This is a genomic window from Paraglaciecola sp. 2405UD69-4 (assembly GCF_047525415.1).
Classification (GTDB): Bacteria; Pseudomonadota; Gammaproteobacteria; order Enterobacterales; family Alteromonadaceae; genus Paraglaciecola.
In genome coordinates this window covers 109357-124996 of sequence record NZ_JBLIXM010000007.1, presented here as the reverse complement: position 1 = coordinate 124996, position 15640 = coordinate 109357, and the positions used below count along the sequence as shown (strand labels likewise).

Annotated in this window: 16 protein-coding genes; 8 read left to right on the top strand and 8 right to left on the bottom strand. The window is 38.5% G+C overall.

Annotation, left to right across the window (positions count from 1 at the left end; genetic code table 11):
* Both ACMUMK_RS17765 and ACMUMK_RS17760 read left to right on the top strand, forming a co-directional pair.
* Positions 1 to 188 (top strand): hypothetical protein (locus tag ACMUMK_RS17765; RefSeq protein WP_414702499.1); only part of this gene is annotated, 188 nt, incomplete at its 5' end.
* A 51-nt stretch (positions 189 to 239) separates the two neighbouring features.
* Positions 240 to 779, top strand: a complete 540-nt coding sequence (locus tag ACMUMK_RS17760; RefSeq protein WP_414702498.1) for a gamma carbonic anhydrase family protein — start codon at positions 240 to 242, stop codon at positions 777 to 779.
* Between the two features lie 48 nt (positions 780 to 827).
* Here ACMUMK_RS17760 and aroE read toward each other — a convergent pair whose 3' ends face one another.
* The 7 genes from aroE to ACMUMK_RS17725 all read right to left on the bottom strand — a co-directional run bounded on the left by aroE (position 828) and on the right by ACMUMK_RS17725 (position 6759).
* Positions 828 to 1652: a shikimate dehydrogenase gene (aroE, locus tag ACMUMK_RS17755; protein WP_414702497.1), complete on the bottom strand. Its 825-nt coding sequence runs from the start codon at positions 1650 to 1652 to the stop codon at positions 828 to 830.
* Entirely contained in the window at positions 1649 to 2569 is a 921-nt protein-coding gene (hemF, locus tag ACMUMK_RS17750) for an oxygen-dependent coproporphyrinogen oxidase (protein WP_414702496.1), read from the bottom strand. Before hemF ends, aroE begins: the two co-directional genes overlap by 4 nt.
* On the bottom strand, positions 2570 to 3130 hold the full coding sequence (locus tag ACMUMK_RS17745) for a Sua5/YciO/YrdC/YwlC family protein (protein WP_414702495.1): 561 nt from the start codon (positions 3128 to 3130) through the stop codon (positions 2570 to 2572).
* Between the two features lie 329 nt (positions 3131 to 3459).
* Positions 3460 to 4020, bottom strand: a complete 561-nt coding sequence (locus tag ACMUMK_RS17740; RefSeq protein WP_414702494.1) for a topoisomerase DNA-binding C4 zinc finger domain-containing protein — start codon at positions 4018 to 4020, stop codon at positions 3460 to 3462.
* Positions 4021 to 4043: 23 nt separating this feature from the next.
* Entirely contained in the window at positions 4044 to 4520 is a 477-nt protein-coding gene (locus tag ACMUMK_RS17735; RefSeq protein WP_414702493.1) for a DUF494 family protein, read from the bottom strand.
* Between the two features lies 1 nt (position 4521).
* Positions 4522 to 5670, bottom strand: a complete 1149-nt coding sequence (dprA, locus tag ACMUMK_RS17730) for a DNA-processing protein DprA (RefSeq protein ID WP_414702492.1) — start codon at positions 5668 to 5670, stop codon at positions 4522 to 4524.
* A gap of 12 nt (positions 5671 to 5682) precedes the next feature.
* Positions 5683 to 6759 (bottom strand): LysM peptidoglycan-binding domain-containing protein, encoded by a 1077-nt coding sequence (locus ACMUMK_RS17725; protein WP_414702491.1) that lies wholly within the window; start codon positions 6757 to 6759, stop codon positions 5683 to 5685.
* A gap of 213 nt (positions 6760 to 6972) precedes the next feature.
* Here ACMUMK_RS17725 and def point away from each other — a divergent pair, with 213 nt between their 5' ends.
* From def to ACMUMK_RS17695, 6 genes are all read left to right on the top strand, one after another.
* Positions 6973 to 7482, top strand: coding sequence for a peptide deformylase (gene def, locus ACMUMK_RS17720; RefSeq protein WP_414702490.1), 510 nt, complete (start codon positions 6973 to 6975; stop codon positions 7480 to 7482).
* Between the two features lie 7 nt (positions 7483 to 7489).
* A complete protein-coding gene (gene fmt, locus ACMUMK_RS17715; protein WP_414702489.1) occupies positions 7490 to 8440 on the top strand; it encodes a methionyl-tRNA formyltransferase in 951 nt (316 codons plus the stop codon).
* A gap of 25 nt (positions 8441 to 8465) precedes the next feature.
* The gene (rsmB, locus tag ACMUMK_RS17710) at positions 8466 to 9803 is read left to right on the top strand and encodes a 16S rRNA (cytosine(967)-C(5))-methyltransferase RsmB (protein ID WP_414702488.1); all 1338 of its coding nucleotides are present in this window, start codon (positions 8466 to 8468) and stop codon (positions 9801 to 9803) included.
* Between the two features lie 80 nt (positions 9804 to 9883).
* A complete protein-coding gene (trkA, locus tag ACMUMK_RS17705; protein WP_414702487.1) occupies positions 9884 to 11263 on the top strand; it encodes a Trk system potassium transporter TrkA in 1380 nt (459 codons plus the stop codon).
* A 137-nt stretch (positions 11264 to 11400) separates the two neighbouring features.
* On the top strand, positions 11401 to 12258 hold the full coding sequence (locus ACMUMK_RS17700) for a CsgG/HfaB family protein (protein ID WP_414702486.1): 858 nt from the start codon (positions 11401 to 11403) through the stop codon (positions 12256 to 12258).
* Between the two features lie 28 nt (positions 12259 to 12286).
* A complete protein-coding gene (locus ACMUMK_RS17695; RefSeq protein ID WP_414702485.1) occupies positions 12287 to 13735 on the top strand; it encodes a CsgG/HfaB family protein in 1449 nt (482 codons plus the stop codon).
* 15 nt (positions 13736 to 13750) lie between these two features.
* Here ACMUMK_RS17695 and ACMUMK_RS17690 read toward each other — a convergent pair whose 3' ends face one another.
* Entirely contained in the window at positions 13751 to 15202 is a 1452-nt protein-coding gene (locus ACMUMK_RS17690) for a TrkH family potassium uptake protein (protein ID WP_414702484.1), read from the bottom strand.
* Positions 15203 to 15640: the final 438 nt, after the last annotated feature.

The following is a 15640-nucleotide window of genomic DNA, read 5'->3' as shown; positions in this document are numbered from 1 at the left end:
ATATGCAACTAACCAATCAAATTGACCCTGTTGCCGGTGACCTAAGTTGTTGTAACCGGTCTCCCTTGAAGCGAGGGCGCATTATAGAGATAACACATCCCTATGCAACACTTTATTTCATTTATTTTACTGAACGCATAAAAAGCAAACAAAGTGCGCATTTAAGGGACATTATGGTTAAAAAATAAGAGGATAATCTTTGATATGATATGGGGAAGTTAATGAATTAAGGAATACACATGCCATTACGTACTTATAAAGACAAAGCCCCATTAGTTGGTGAAAATTCCTATATAGATGAATCTTCAATACTAGTTGGCGATGTCGAGCTGGGGAAAGATGTAAGTATATGGCCTCTAGTTGCAGCTAGGGGTGATGTAAATTACATAAAAATCGGCGCTAGAACTAATATACAAGATGGAACTGTTTTACACGTTAGCCGTATAAGTAATGCTAACCCTCTTGGTTTTCCACTGGTGATTGGGGCAGATGTTACAGTTGGGCATAAATGCATGCTACACGGTTGCACCCTTGGAGATCGCATCTTAGTAGGCATGGGAACAGTTATAATGGATGGTGTGATAATAGAAGACGATGTGTTTATTGGTGCTGGTACTTTAGTACCACCAAATAAGACGTTAAAAAGTGGCTTTCTTTATAAAGGCAACCCAATGAAACAGGCTAGACCTTTAAAAGAGTCAGAAATACTATTTTTAAAGCAATCTGCTATTAACTATGTGGAACTTAAAAATGAATATCTGGCTGATTTAAAGCTATAACACTTTATTAAGTGAGTTAGTTAATCACTAACTCACTTAAAACAAAAATCACATAGAGTCTCTTAGTGCTTCTATTACAGGTTTTACGTCAGGGCGAACGCCCTTCCATAAATAAAAACTTTCAGCAGCCTGACTAACTAACATACCTAGCCCGTCATAGGTATTGCTGACCCCTAAACTTTTAGCATGTTCCATTAGAATAGTCGGTTTATCACTATAGCTCATATCGTACACTGTAGAGCTACTAGCAATAATACTATTAGCTATTTGAGGTAACTCACCAGATAAACTAGTAGTCGTCGAGTTTATGATTAAATCGAATGGTTTCTCTATGTTACTCAAAGCGTTCAATCCAACTCCTATGAAATTTTCTTGTGGGATCAAGGATGCAAGTAACGCAGATTTCGACTCTGTTCTGTTTGCAATGACGAAAGTTGAAGGCTGTAAATCTAATATAGACTGCAATACTCCCCTAGCAGCGCCACCAGCTCCTAACAATAAAACTCGAGCGCCTTTTAAATTAACCCCTAACCGGAGTAAGTCTTGTACTAACCCCGGCCCATCAGTGGTATCACCTAAAAAGCTACCATCTTTTTTACGAATAACGGTATTTACGGCACCTGCTAATTTCGCGGCAGGTGATAAGCTCATTACCCACTGGGACACTTGTTCTTTAAATGGAGATGTAACATTACAGCCTTTAGCTTGTGGGTCTTTAAAAAAAGACTCTAATCGTTCTACAAAATCATCTGGTGTTGCAAAGGTCTTATCATAGACAATATCTACACCGATTTGCTTTGCAAACATAGCATGAATAGTTGGCGACTTACTTTGAGCTATTGGATTACCAAAGACTGTGTACCTGTCTATCACAACAGCCACTCCCTTGGTTTTAAGTAATTCTCGTACAAGTCAGCTTCTTTAGAGCCTTCTTGAGGTTTAAAGTCATATTCCCACCTGGCTAGCGGAGGCATTGACATTAAAATGGACTCTGTCCTTCCTCCTGTTTGCAGTCCAAATAACGTGCCTCTGTCGTAAACTAAGTTAAACTCTACATAACGACCGCGACGATACAATTGGAAAGCTCTTTCTTCTTGGGTGAAAACTTCATCCTTCCTTTTTTCAACAATAGGTACATAAGCATCTAGAAAACCGTTACCAACCGCTTGCATAAATTTAAAACTCTTATCAAAGCCTAGAGCATTTAAGTCATCAAAAAACAGCCCACCTACACCTCGAGTTTCATTGCGATGCTTCAAATAAAAATAGTCATCACACCATTTTTTATATTTTGGATACACTTCTTCGCCAAAAGGCATACAAAGCTTATTGGCCACTTGGTGCCAGTGCTGCACATCTTCCAAATAAGGATAAAAAGGAGTTAAATCAAAACCACCTCCAAACCACCATACTGGATCTTCGCCTTCTTTTTCAGCGATAAAGAATCTGACATTGGCATGAGTAGTTGGCACATAAGGGTTATGAGGATGTATAACCAAAGACACCCCCATTGCTTGAAAGCTGCGTCCCTCTAGTTCAGGTCTAGCTGCTGTGGCAGATGCGGGCAAGGTCCCCCCAAAAACGTGCGAAAAATTTACTCCACCTTGTTCTATTACATTACCATTAGTTAATACTCGGGTACGCCCTCCGCCTCCCAACTCTCGCTGCCAATTATCTTCGGCAAAACTACCTTTTCCGTCTGCTAACTCTAGGGTTTGACAGATATTATCTTGTAACTTTAATAGGTATTGTTTAACTTTTTCAATATTCGAATTATATTCAGTTGTCATCTATTTATCTCTTATAATCTTTCCGGTCATCCCGTGACGTATTTGACTGGGGGTTTTATTGCCACCCAACTCCCCTTCAACCAAGATAGGAGGCTCACTAAATTGTAGCTTCAGTTGATCTGCATTAAGGGCGGGCTGAGCGCCAGCAACATTAGCACTGGTAGAAACGAGAGGCTTGTTAAACAACTCGCATAATTGACCTACAACAATATGTTTAGATACTCTAACGGCAATAAAGTCACTATCACCGGTAATCCATTTAGGGGCGTTGTTTGCAGCCGGTAACAACCAAGTAATTGCAGCAGGCCAACTCGAAAAAATTTCAGTGCGCATATCCATAGGAATACGTGAATCATCAACATATGGCAAAAGTTGAGAATAGCTTTTAGCCACCAAGATCAAACCTTTATGCATAGGTCTATTTTTTAAACTTAATAACTTTTTAACCGCTTCTTCATTGTCAGGGTCACACCCCAAACCTAAAACCCCTTCAGTTGGATAGGCGATAATACCGCCTTGCAACAAAGTATCTAAAATAAGCTCTGAGTCTTTAAGTATCATGGAAATCACTTAATCTGTTCATTAGTTACTGCCTTAATTTATTTTTTAAATTCAATTATTACTTGTGCATAATCTGAAGAAAGAAGAGCCAGTTTATATTTCATTAACAATACTCCTCTGCAAAATATTGTTGATTTTCGTCTATAAACACCACTTCGGCCAGAGCAAAAAACTAAAAGCTCAAACCTTACCTTAAGTAAATACCTAGCTCCGGGTAGGGTAGCCAAAACAACAGATTCACAGAGAACAAAAGCTGCTATTACATAATCATTAGCTCAATATTATCCTGATAATTTGGATACCACAGACGAAAGCTTAGAAAAAATAAATTAAGGCTTGGGTATTTTACATTGGCAATGTTTTTGAGGACAAACCCACTCAGCACCAATCCCAACTTTTTTTTGCTGCATTATCGGCCAAGCACATTCAGGACATTGATGCTCAACTGGAGGCAAGTTTAAAGCATATTTACACTTGGGGTAATTGTCACATGCATAAAAAGACTTACCAAATTTGTTCGTTCGCTTAGTTAAGTGGCCTTTTGAGCAAAGAGGACATGTGACATTAGTTTCTTGGGAGTGTTTGCTTGATTCTAAATAGTGACAATTAGGAAAGTCACTGCAGCCAATAAATAGTCCATAGCGACCCTTTTTAATCACTAATTCATGACTACATAAGGGGCACGATGAGCCTTTAATGACTTTTATCTCAGCAGTTTCATATTCATGCAAAGGTTTTGAAAAATCACAATCAGGGTATTTAGTACAACCTATAAAAGCGCCAGACTTACCTCGCCTAATAGTTAATTTTTCAGAACATTTAGGGCAAGGCCCAAAGGCTTGCTCCGACGCTTCGTGTGCAGAAAACAAAGAGTGATCAATCTTAGACATATAATTTTAATCACTCGTTTTATTTAGTGAAGCGGCCCTTCTGGTTCATCAAACAACAAGTCTTCCATCTGAGCATAGGCATTTTCTTTACCAGGAACATTGAATAAAACCATGAGCACGACCCATTTCATATCCTCTAAACAAAACTCTTTAGATTCAATTTCCATCACTCTATCGATGACCATTTCTCTGGTTGTGGAGTCGACGACATTAATCTGCTCTAGAAAGAGTAAAAAGCCCCTACACTCAATATCTAAGCGCATTTCCTCTTCTTGTGTATAAACCCTAGTAACAAAAGACGTAGGGCCTTTAACCAAATAAGGATTAATGTCGGTTTCTTGAAGTGCGGCTAGTTTTTCTAGCCAAGAAAGAGCCTTATATATCTCATCATGATGAAACCCTGCCCTGATTAATTCATCAGTCAATTCATCTTGATCAACACGGATCTCTGTCTCATTGTGAATAAAGTTTTCAAACAGATACATGAGGATATCGAACATATTATTTTTCCCCCAACTTAATGTAACCTCCAGGAACGGAAGTTACTAAACCGCGTAACTCATATTCTAATAATTTTGACATAACATCAGTTACTTCAATGCCTGAGCGCTGAGCCACTATATCTAGTGGTGTCACTTCAAAATCTACACTATCTAACAATTTGTCAGATGCCAAGCTTTGTGATGAATTTTTTTGTAATTTATCTTTAAAAGATGATTCTACAACCTGGCAGATAGTTGGGAATTCTTCTAAAACATCTTCTAAACAAGTTACTAATTTAGCCCCTTGCTGTATAAGAAGATTACAACCTGCTGCCAGCTTATTTTGAATATTACCAGGTATTGCCAGCACCTCTCTATTCTGCTCTAGTGCATACCGCGCGGTTATTAGTGAGCCACTTTTGATTGCAGCTTCTACCACTAAAACTCCCAAAGATAAGCCACTAATTATACGATTTCTTCGGGGAAAATTCTCAGGCCGACTCGGCGTGTTTGGTGAAAACTCAGATATAATAACTCCATCATTAACGAGTATGTCCTCGGCAAGCTTTATATGCCTACGGGGATACATCTTGTCAATTGCCGTTCCTAAAACAGCTATGGTTGAGCGCCCTCCAATCAATGCTCCTTGGTGCGAAAATCCGTCAACGCCCATCGCAAGGCCACTTGTCACAAGAAAGCCATGTTCACTCAATGTATGTGCAAAACGCTTGGCATTCTCTTTACCTTGTGGAGTAGGATTACGGCTCCCCACCATAGCAATTTGAGGATTTGATAGTAAATCTTTACGACCATATCCAAAAATTAAAGGAGGGGGACTGGAGATTTGTTTGAGCAAGTATGGGTACTTAGAGTGCGTAAAATGAATTAAAAAGCGTTGTTCATTATCATTTAGCCATCGTAAGCTAGAATCAACATATTCGTTATCTGGTTTTTTAATTGCTGTGACTTGTTGCTGATTGAACCCAAAGCCTTCAAGGTCTTTGGCTGAAGAAGATAAAAGAGCAGCCAAGCTCATATTATATTTATCGTGAAATTTTAACCAACGACTAACACCAAACCTAGGAACTTGATTTAGTGTTAGCCAATGAATTAAAGCTTGTTCACTGTCATTGGATACTACCAAATGTTGAGCAACATCCTGTTGCATAAAATACTCCCATTAAGGTTTAGCGACTATCATTCCTTTTCTAATGACTTTAGTTGACTTTGTAATAAGTGCATAACTTGCCATATCAAAAGTTTTGAAGACTATAACTTCACCAACCTTAAATGCAGGTTGGTTGATTTCATCACCTATGTTAAACGCGCTTTTAAGCACATCTGTTTCACCTTCATATTTTGGTTGAGGACCATCTATAATATTTGGCCCTTGGCTGTATATACCCATTATTGTGCCAGGAGTTACTTCTTCATTGCCTAAATCTAAAATCACAACATTATATTTACCTAATAAATTATGCTGCTCTAAGTCGTCAATAATAAAGCCTGTTTGCTCTGCTGCTGCACTAAGTAAAATATCCTTAGGTGAATGCTTCTCAGCAGGAATAATTTTATCAGCTCGCTTAACTTCTAATTTAGCTTCAACTATTTTTATAAGGCTTTGCTTATCCAAATCAGAGTCGATTAACTCAGCCCTAGCGATATGCCTAACCAGCAGACCTAGAAAGTTGCCCTCCATGTCAAACAGTTCGCTCTGCTTTCGCACGATTTGTAAGTCTTCATTTTTACGCCTTGAAGCCTTACCTAACACGACGTTATCAGTTGCAAACCTAACAGCACCTTCAGTGTTACCTAATACATAAGGGTGACTATCATAATCATCCTTAGACATTACCATTTCATTTTCAATATAAGGTCTAATTACAGACCATGGTAACGTTGGGATAGCTTCAACATACTTACTTGTTTTTTTACCTTCTGGAGATAGTTTTATCTCTAGCTTTGGCTGCTCTCTAATGACCTCTAGTACAAGCTCACCATTTGCATTTTTAACTAATCGTAATTCGTCGCCTGGATAAATTAGATGTGGATTCGTAATATGAACATTTGTTCGCCATAACTGAGGCCATAACCAAGGTTTGTGTAGATACATATTTGAGATATCCCATAGGGTATCTCCTTTCTTAACTACATATATTTCTGGCGCGCTTTCTTTAACCTCAATGGTATCTGCAAAGCACAAAGCTGGGATCAAAGCTAGAACAGCCAAAAACTTAAATATCTTTTTACTTATCATTCTTATACACACCCTAAAGCAGTCACTATTATGTTTTGGATCCATTTAAGCTAGAATAGCCTAGGATGAATACGATTAAATAGTAGATTCTATTTAATCGTATAGTAAACAATACACTCACCAATATGAACTTAGACACTCTAGCGTAAAGTTTCAATTGGTTAAATTAGTTCCTGAGTCTTATACACAGACTTACTATAGTTGAAAAATATAATGGCAATTTTAGAAGTATTACGTTTTCCAGATGAAAGGCTACGGACTGTAGCTAAAGAAGTAGACACTATTGATAAAGAAATCACTACGCTAGTTGAAGATATGTTCGAAACTATGCGTGATGAAAATGGCATAGGACTAGCTGCATCGCAGGTCAATGTGCATAAACGAGTGGTAGTCATGGATGTGTCAGAGAAACAAAATGAGCCATTAGTGTTCATTAATCCAGAGATCACCCACAAAGAAGGCAAAACAATTAGTGAAGAAGGATGCCTATCTGTTCCTAATAACTTCGCAAAGGTAGAGCGAGCAGAAAAAATAACGGTAACTGCACTAGATAAGTCTGGTAAGCAATTCACGCTAGATGCAGATGGGCTGTTAGCCATATGCATACAACATGAATTAGACCATCTTATGGGCAAACTATTCGTAGATTATTTATCCCCTCTTAAGAGACAAAGAATCAAAACCAAGCTCGAAAAAGAAGCTAGGCTCGCAGCAAAAGGCTAATTAAACATTGAAGACTCCATTGAATATTATTTTTGCTGGTACGCCTGAGTTTGCAGCACTTCACCTTCAAGCTCTAATTGATTCACAACACAATGTAGTTGCCGTATATAGCCAACCTGACCGCCCAGCAGGAAGAGGCAAAAAACTTCAAGCAAGCGCGGTAAAACAGTTAGCATTAAAGCACAACATAGATATATACCAACCACACTCACTTAAAGATGAAGATGCCCAAATACAACTAGCTAAGCTTAATGCTGATGTAATGGTAGTTGTTGCCTATGGTTTAATTTTACCAAAGGTGGTGCTTGAGACACCAAAGCTTGGCTGCTTAAATGTTCATGGCTCGCTGCTTCCTAAATGGCGAGGCGCTGCCCCCATTCAACGTTCATTGTGGGCTGGGGACACCGAAACAGGTGTCACTATCATGAAAATGGACGAAGGCTTAGACACTGGGCCTATGCTACTCAAAGAAGCCTTGACGATAGAAGCAACTGATACCAGTGCAACCCTATACCAAAAGCTTTCAATTGTAGGCCCCAAATCACTATTAGAAGTATTATCGCAATTGGAAAACCTCCCTGCGCAGGCTCAAGATGACTCACTAGCGACCCATGCGAAGAAACTTTCTAAAGCAGAAGCAAAAGTAGATTGGCACATCAATGCTCAACAACTTGAGCGTAACGTTCGCGCCTTTAATCCATGGCCAATGGCTTTTTTTACTGTCCAAGACACTAATATCAAAATTCATAAAGCAGAAGTGGTTAATACCCCCACTGATAAACTAAATAGCCCTCCCGGAAAAATATTACATTCTGGAAAAGACGGTATTTTGATAGCTACACCAGAGAAGGCATTGTTATTAACTCAACTGCAGCCTCCGGGCAAAAAGCCTATGTCTGCGGCTGATTTATTGAATGGTAAAGCAGAATGGTTCACAGAAGGCACTATCCTTCAATAAACAAGGCTACCCAGTACGACTCTTTATGAATCATAAAAATAGTAAATCACGGAAAAAACAGCACCTATTCAATCTTAGAGCAGAAGCCGCAAAAGTCTTATTTCAAATATTAGAAGAAGGAAAGTCGGCCCGAGAATGCTTACCAGCAGCACAAGAGAATCTAAAGGATCAAGATAAAGCTTGGTTACAAGAGATGGTTTACGGTGTATTGCGAAACTTACCGATATTGCAGTTTTGGTTAAGGCAATTACTAGATAAACCACTAAAAAATCGCTTTAAAATTGTCGAGCACGTGATCATGCTAGGCTTTTATCAGCTAGCTTTTAGCAGGGTTAGTCAACATGCAGCAGTATCTGAAACCGTTGCTGCGTGTCAGTCTTTAAATACAATGGCAATGAAAGGATTAGTGAACGCAATTTTACGTACTTTCTTACGGGAAGATATTGCCAATCAAAGTCCACCGAATGAACAAATAGCTTCTGGTTTACCTAAATGGCTATTTAAAAAATTACAATCAGAGTACCAAACAGCTCTCCCTGATATTGTTCAAAACATGCAACTCAAAGCCCCTATTTGGCTAAGAGTAAATACACTGCAAATATCTGTTGAAAAATACCAAAAAGCATTACAAGCAGAAAATATTGAACTCCAAACATCAGACCAGCACTCCAGTGGAATATTGTTAACCAAGGGCTGTGACGTGACAAGCTTACCTGGTTTTCAAGAGGGATGGTTTTCGGTTCAAGATGGAGCAGCTCAATTAGCTGCTACCTACTTACAACCACAAGCAGGGGAACACATTCTAGATTGTTGCGCTGCACCAGGAGGTAAAACCTGTCATATTTTAGAGCTACAACCACAACTAAACTCCCTCTATGCATTAGAAGTTGACAAAATTAGAGCAAAACGAATCGAGGAAAATTTAGTTAGGTTACAACATAAAGCTAAAATTATTATTGGTGATGCAAGTGATACAAGTAGCTGGTGGGATAACCAACAGTTTGATCGAATACTATTAGATGCCCCCTGCTCTGCCACCGGAATTATACGACGCCATCCAGATGTGAAGTGGTTACGTAAAGCTGCAGATATAAACGTACTTGTTGAGTTACAGAAACAAATTTTAGATGCTATTTGGCTGACATTAAAGCCCGGAGGTACGTTACTCTATGCGACTTGCTCTATTCTTCCAGAGGAAAATCACCAACAAATCAGTCATTTTTTGTCTAGCACTCATGACGCGCAATTAGATGAAAGCTTTCATCATGGGTCTGTCAACAAACCTGGGCGGCAAATTTTACCAGGGGAGCAACAAATGGATGGTTTCTATTATGCCAGACTGTTAAAGTCTGCAGCTAAATGACGGTAAGTTGTCGGCTTAATCTAACCTTTAAGCTTGCTTAGATAAAAATTAATAACAAGGTTTAAATACCAAGAATAATCATGAAAATAATTATCTTAGGCGCAGGCCAAGTAGGCGCCACGTTAGCTGAAAACTTAGTCGGTGAAAAAAACGAAATAACCGTCATTGATTCTGATGTCGAAACCATCAGACAACTCCAAGATAGATTAGACTTACAAGTCGTAGCTGGCATGGGTTCTCACCCTGATGTACTCAAAAAAGCTGGCGCCGAAGATGCAGACATGTTGATAGCTGTTACCAACAGCGATGAAAGTAATATGATGGCTTGCCAAGTCGCATATAGCTTATTCAAAACCCCAACCAAGATTGCTCGGGTACGTTCAGAGCAATATATAATTTACCAAGAACAATTATTCAAACATCAAGATGTACCCGTTGATCACCTAATTGCCCCCGAGCAATTAGTTACCCGCGCAATTAAAAGGCTTATCGACTATCCAGGTGCGCTACAAGTTGTTGAGTTTGCAGATGGCAAAGCCAGTTTGGTTGCCGTTAAAGCATATTATGGTGGCCTACTGGTAGGTCATGCACTTTCTACGTTAAAAGAGCATATTCCAAATGTAGATACACGGGTAGCAGCTATTTATAGACGAGGTAAACCAATCCGTCCCCTTGGTACAACCATTATTGAAGCTGATGATGAAGTATTTTTCATTGCGGCAACCAAACATATCCGTGCGGTAATGAGTGAACTGCAAAAGCTCGAATCTAGTTATAAGAGGATTATGATTGCTGGTGGCGGCTTAATTGGCGCAGGGCTTGCCAAATTGCTAGAGCATAATCATAACGTCAAACTCATTGAATATAGTCCAGAGCGAGCTAAATATTTGTCAGCTCACTTGGATAAGACCATTGTCTTCTCTGGCGATGCTTCAGATCATGAACTGTTAACTGAAGAAAATGTAGAGCAAGTAGATGCCTTCATTGCCGTTACGAATGACGATGAAGCGAACATTATGTCGGCTATGTTAGCTAAACGACTTGGTGCACAAAAAGCCATGGTATTAATTCAACGGGGGGCCTATGTTGATTTAGTACAAGGTGGCGAAATTGATATTGCCTTTTCACCTCAACAAGCAACGATATCTGCTCTGTTAACGCACATTCGTCGAGGTGACATTGTAAACGTATATTCCCTAAGAAGAGGGGCTGCAGAAGCAATTGAAGCGATTGCCCATGGCGATCAACATACCTCTAAGGTTGTGGGAAGGGAAATAAGAGATATTAAGCTACCTCCTGGAACAACCATAGGTGCAATTGTTCGTAGTGATGAGGTGATTATTGCTCATAGCAATACAGTTATCGAAGCTAATGACCATGTAATATTGTTTTTAGTTGATAAAAAGTTCATAAGCCATGTTGAAAAGCTATTCCAACCCAGTGCTTTCTTTTTTGGATAAATATCGAGCCAAATAACCCGCCCATTAAATAATTATGAAAGTTTATTAACCCGCCTTTAAAAACATTTCCTATTTACATTAGGTATGTTATTTTTTGAACAGGAGATCAAAAAACAACCAATAAAAGTGTATTTAGAATGATGGATTATTTTAAAAACTTACTTCGTTTCGAGCTTAGCCATTCTTTATTTTTCGCGGCTTTAATATCTACTTTAACTATAAGCCAAAGCACTTATGCGAATCCAAGCATAGCAGTTATTGACTTTGATCGTTCTAGTATTAGATACCCATATTTAAGTCAAGAAATATCAAATCTAATCTCTGACCAGCTTGTTAACTATTCTCAATTTATAGTAGTTGAAAGAGAGAGACTGAAAAGTGTCATGGGAGAAATTAATTTAAGCTCAAGTGGTTTAGTAGCAACTAATCAAGTTATTCAAATAGGTAAGCTTACTGGTGCAGAATTTTTACTTACCGGACAAATATTAAATGCAGATATAGATAAAAAGACATTTTCTGGATACGGAGTTAGAACAACCAAAGAAACCTACTATTTAGGTATTAGTATTCGTATTTTAGACACCCAAACTGGCACCATAGTTTTTTCAGATAGCCAGCAAGCAGAACACACCCTTCAAGATACGCAAAACCGATCAAATAGAAACCGAACCTTTATCCAACTTGCAGAGCAACTTAGCAATAGTTTTGTCAGTAAAATAAATCAAAGTAATCGGTTTAAAGTGCAACAAAATACCACTCCAAGCACTGTTTCTGTAGAAGTCCAATCGACTCCAGAAGAGGCCGATGTAGAGGTAGATGGTGTATTTTATGGCAACGCAGGGGATTCTTTATCGCTTCCCACAGGAATGCACACGGTAAAAATCAGTTTACCTGGATTTGATGCATGGGAGAAAAAGGTTCTGATAAAAGAAAACCTATCAATTAAAGCAAAATTACGTAAATCAGCTGATTTTAGAATTGAATCCAATAATTAGAAAATACAACAAAAAAACGGAGTTAAAAATGATGTTTCTTATTCGTTCTCTACTTACCCTTTTCTTATTGAGTACGCTTAGTATTCAAGCTTTTGCAGCCCCAAGAGTCGCAATAGTCGACTTTGAGAACCGAACACATTACCGAACGACTTGGCGCTTGAATTCTGGGGCTGCCGATATGCTAACCACAGAACTTGTCAAAGCAACTAAACTTGATGTGTTTGAAAGAGAGCGAATGAGTAGCATATTAAAAGAACAAGACTTCGGTCAATCCGGACGCATAGATCCATCTACTGCTGCTGAAATAGGGAGGCTAATAGGCGTAGATTTTATCGTGACAGGTGCTATCACCGAGTTTGGAATCAGTAACTCTGGCGGTGGTGGTGGTGGTATTAATATTGGTAAGAAGAACTTTATGGCTAGCGTTGACGTACGGATTATTGACGTTAATACAGGTCAAATTGTATTTGCAGATACGGGCTCAGGAACAAAAACGTCAACTAATGTAAAGGTCTTCGGGTTTGGTGGCGGAGAAAAGAATAACACCAAAAATGAAACCGCCTCTCTTCGTAGGGCAATGAAAGATTTAGCAAGAAAAATAGGTGATGCAAAACTAGAAAACAAACTAAGCTCAACTACTACAAACCCTGTGCCAGCAACAAGCTCAAAAGACACACTAATTGCTTATATAGATGATGACGAAGTTACACTTAATAAAGGGTTCAGCTCCAATTTAGAAGTAGGTAAAACTTATAAAGTGAGACGACCTACAGGAAGCATCAAAGATCCTAAAACAGGTAGAGTGATTAAAGTAAAGTATAAAACATTAGGAAAAGTAAAAATTACCGCAGTAGAGGATAGTTACTCGGACGGTATTTTAGTGGAAAACAAAGGGGTAGAAGTTGGAGATGTAGTTGCTGGACCTAAAAATGTAGCAAAAGTATCAAAACCTAAACCAGCTCCAGTACAACAAGAACCTGCCTATGTAGCTAAAAAAGAAACGCCTCCTGAACCTAAGGTAAAAGAAAAATCTAGCATTACTTCTTTTGCTACAAGCGTGTTTTCTAATAAAGGCTCTAGTAACGTCACAACTCGCTCTCATGACATAGAGATAGACGCCTATGATGAAGATGCTCTAGAAGACTATTATAATGCACTGAAAGACTCTATTTCTTGGATGTCAATGCTTGCTGGATTAACACAAGATACGGCGGGCCAAACAAATTTAGACCACCTAAATATGATTTATGGGATGTTTACTGGCAAGATAGAAACATCAAAAATAGAACTTGAAGATTGGCCTTTAGAGGCTAAGCAACAAGGATGGAAAATTTTAGGTAAAAAAATAATCAGATACAGCAAACTGTTCGATAAACATCGAGCCAGAATCATAAAAAATGATGCTATTGATGCTGATTACAAAGATATGATTAGTGATATCGAACTTATTACAGAAGAGAGCTTGTTCGAAGCTTGAATTGGAAAACCTTAACTAACTTCTCCAAAATGTTGGTGAGAATAAGACTAATAAAGAAAATATCTCTAAGCGACCAAACAACATCGCTATGATTAACAACCATTTACCAGCATCTGATACATCAGCATAGGTACCAGCAACGTCACCCAAACCAGGGCCAAGGTTATTTAGGGTGGCGGCTGTAGCTGTAAACGCAGTTACATCGTTCATACCCGTTGCAATCAAACACACCATAATAATTACAAAAATCATGGCATAAGCTGAAAAGAATCCCCAAACAGCTTCCACAACCCTATCTGGTAAAGCTCTATCTCCCAGCTTTACAGAATAAACCGCTTTAGGGTGTATGAGACGGTTTACTTCTCGCTTTCCCTGTAAATAAAGAAGTAATACTCTAATAACTTTCATACCACCACCTGTTGATCCTGCGCAGCCACCAATGAAGCTTGAGAAGATTAACATTATGGGCAGGAATGCTGGCCATTGAGAGAAGTTAGTAGTCGCAAACCCAGCAGTTGTACTAATAGATACAGACTGAATAAGTGCTTGGTCTAAAGCCGTACCTGAATTTTCAAACCAACTAAAATGCACCAATACAATAAAACACACCAAAGCAAGAGAAAATTGGATAATAAAAAAGGCTTTAAGTTCTGGATCGTAAATGTACCCTTTCAAGGTTCTGCCACTTGCCGCGCCATAATGTAGAGAAAAATTTAATGCTGCAATCCACAAAAAGATTACACACACTATATTTACGCCAACACTATCGAAATGCCCTAAGCTCGCATCATAAGTACTAAAGCCTCCTATGGCTATAGTCGAAAATGCATGACAAATTGCATCAAACCAATTCATCCCAACTGACCAAAAAGCAATGGTGCAGGCTGTAGTTAAAGACAAATAGATATACCAGAGATGTTTTGCTGTATCTGCGATACGAGGAGTCATCTTAGAATCTTTAACCGGTCCAGGAGTTTCAGCTCTATAGAGCTGCATGCCCCCTACCCCTAAAATGGGTAAAATTGCTACGGCTAAAACAATGATCCCCATACCACCTAACCATTGCAGCTGCTGCCTATAAAACTGGATAGCTTTTGGTAAATAGTCAATACCTTCAATTACAGTAGCACCGGTTGTTGTTAAGCCTGAGAATGACTCGAAAAAAGCATCAGACGTCGACATATAAGGCTGTTCAAGCAACAGAAACGGCAAAGCAGCAAAACTTGCCAAAACCGTCCAAAATAGAACAACAATTAAAAACCCTTCTTTCGCTCTTAAGTCGAAACGAAACTTTCTATTTGGATACCAAATAGCTAAACCAGTTACTAAGCATAAAAGAAACGCCATTAAGAAAGGTAATCCACTGCCATCCTCATAAATCACAGAAACTATAGCGGGCGGGATCATAGTCACACTAAATAGAGCAATCAATAAACCTAGAATACGAATGATAGTACGATACTGCATATTTTAACTTTGACTCACTGTGTGTCTGCAGACGAAGTAAAACGCTGTAGAATTGTAATTTTTCATTTATAAGTACTTTATACCGGTAATGTGGTGTCATAATTAAGGAGCTTATGCACCAAACTGCGTTTATGATAAAAAGGTTTACTATCTAATAGGTAAGATAACAGAAAGCTGCCATTGGTCACCATTATTTAACCTTAAATTGCTGACTTAGCTAAAACTCAATAACATAAATTCTAGACCTAAGTTATTAGTTTAATTTAGGTTTCTCATCGACAATAAACCACAAGGTAAATCCTTATAACTTTTTGATACATATGCAATCATAGTTCCTAAAAAATATGTTAGAAAACATCTGTTAAAATCATCAATAAATGTGTATCTTTACTAACCTTTTTATTTAGCGTCGTTAAATAAATTTAATTTACTTATCCA

Bases quoted from the DNA above. Each gene is read 5' to 3' on its own strand.
- ACMUMK_RS17760 (WP_414702498.1), top strand. From the start codon at position 240: ATGCCATTACGTACTTATAAAGACAAAGCCCCATTAGTTGGTGAAAAT.
- hemF (WP_414702496.1), bottom strand. From the start codon at position 2,569: ATGACAACTGAATATAATTCGAATATTGAAAAAGTTAAACAATACCTA.
- ACMUMK_RS17745 (WP_414702495.1), bottom strand. From the start codon at position 3,130: ATGATACTTAAAGACTCAGAGCTTATTTTAGATACTTTGTTGCAAGGC.
- ACMUMK_RS17740 (WP_414702494.1), bottom strand. From the start codon at position 4,020: ATGTCTAAGATTGATCACTCTTTGTTTTCTGCACACGAAGCGTCGGAG.
- ACMUMK_RS17735 (WP_414702493.1), bottom strand. From the start codon at position 4,520: ATGTTCGATATCCTCATGTATCTGTTTGAAAACTTTATTCACAATGAG.
- dprA (WP_414702492.1), bottom strand. From the start codon at position 5,670: ATGCAACAGGATGTTGCTCAACATTTGGTAGTATCCAATGACAGTGAA.
- ACMUMK_RS17725 (WP_414702491.1), bottom strand. From the start codon at position 6,759: ATGATAAGTAAAAAGATATTTAAGTTTTTGGCTGTTCTAGCTTTGATC.
- def (WP_414702490.1), top strand. From the start codon at position 6,973: ATGGCAATTTTAGAAGTATTACGTTTTCCAGATGAAAGGCTACGGACT.
- rsmB (WP_414702488.1), top strand. From the start codon at position 8,466: ATGAATCATAAAAATAGTAAATCACGGAAAAAACAGCACCTATTCAAT.
- trkA (WP_414702487.1), top strand. From the start codon at position 9,884: ATGAAAATAATTATCTTAGGCGCAGGCCAAGTAGGCGCCACGTTAGCT.
- ACMUMK_RS17700 (WP_414702486.1), top strand. From the start codon at position 11,401: ATGATGGATTATTTTAAAAACTTACTTCGTTTCGAGCTTAGCCATTCT.
- ACMUMK_RS17695 (WP_414702485.1), top strand. From the start codon at position 12,287: ATGATGTTTCTTATTCGTTCTCTACTTACCCTTTTCTTATTGAGTACG.
- ACMUMK_RS17690 (WP_414702484.1), bottom strand. From the start codon at position 15,202: ATGCAGTATCGTACTATCATTCGTATTCTAGGTTTATTGATTGCTCTA.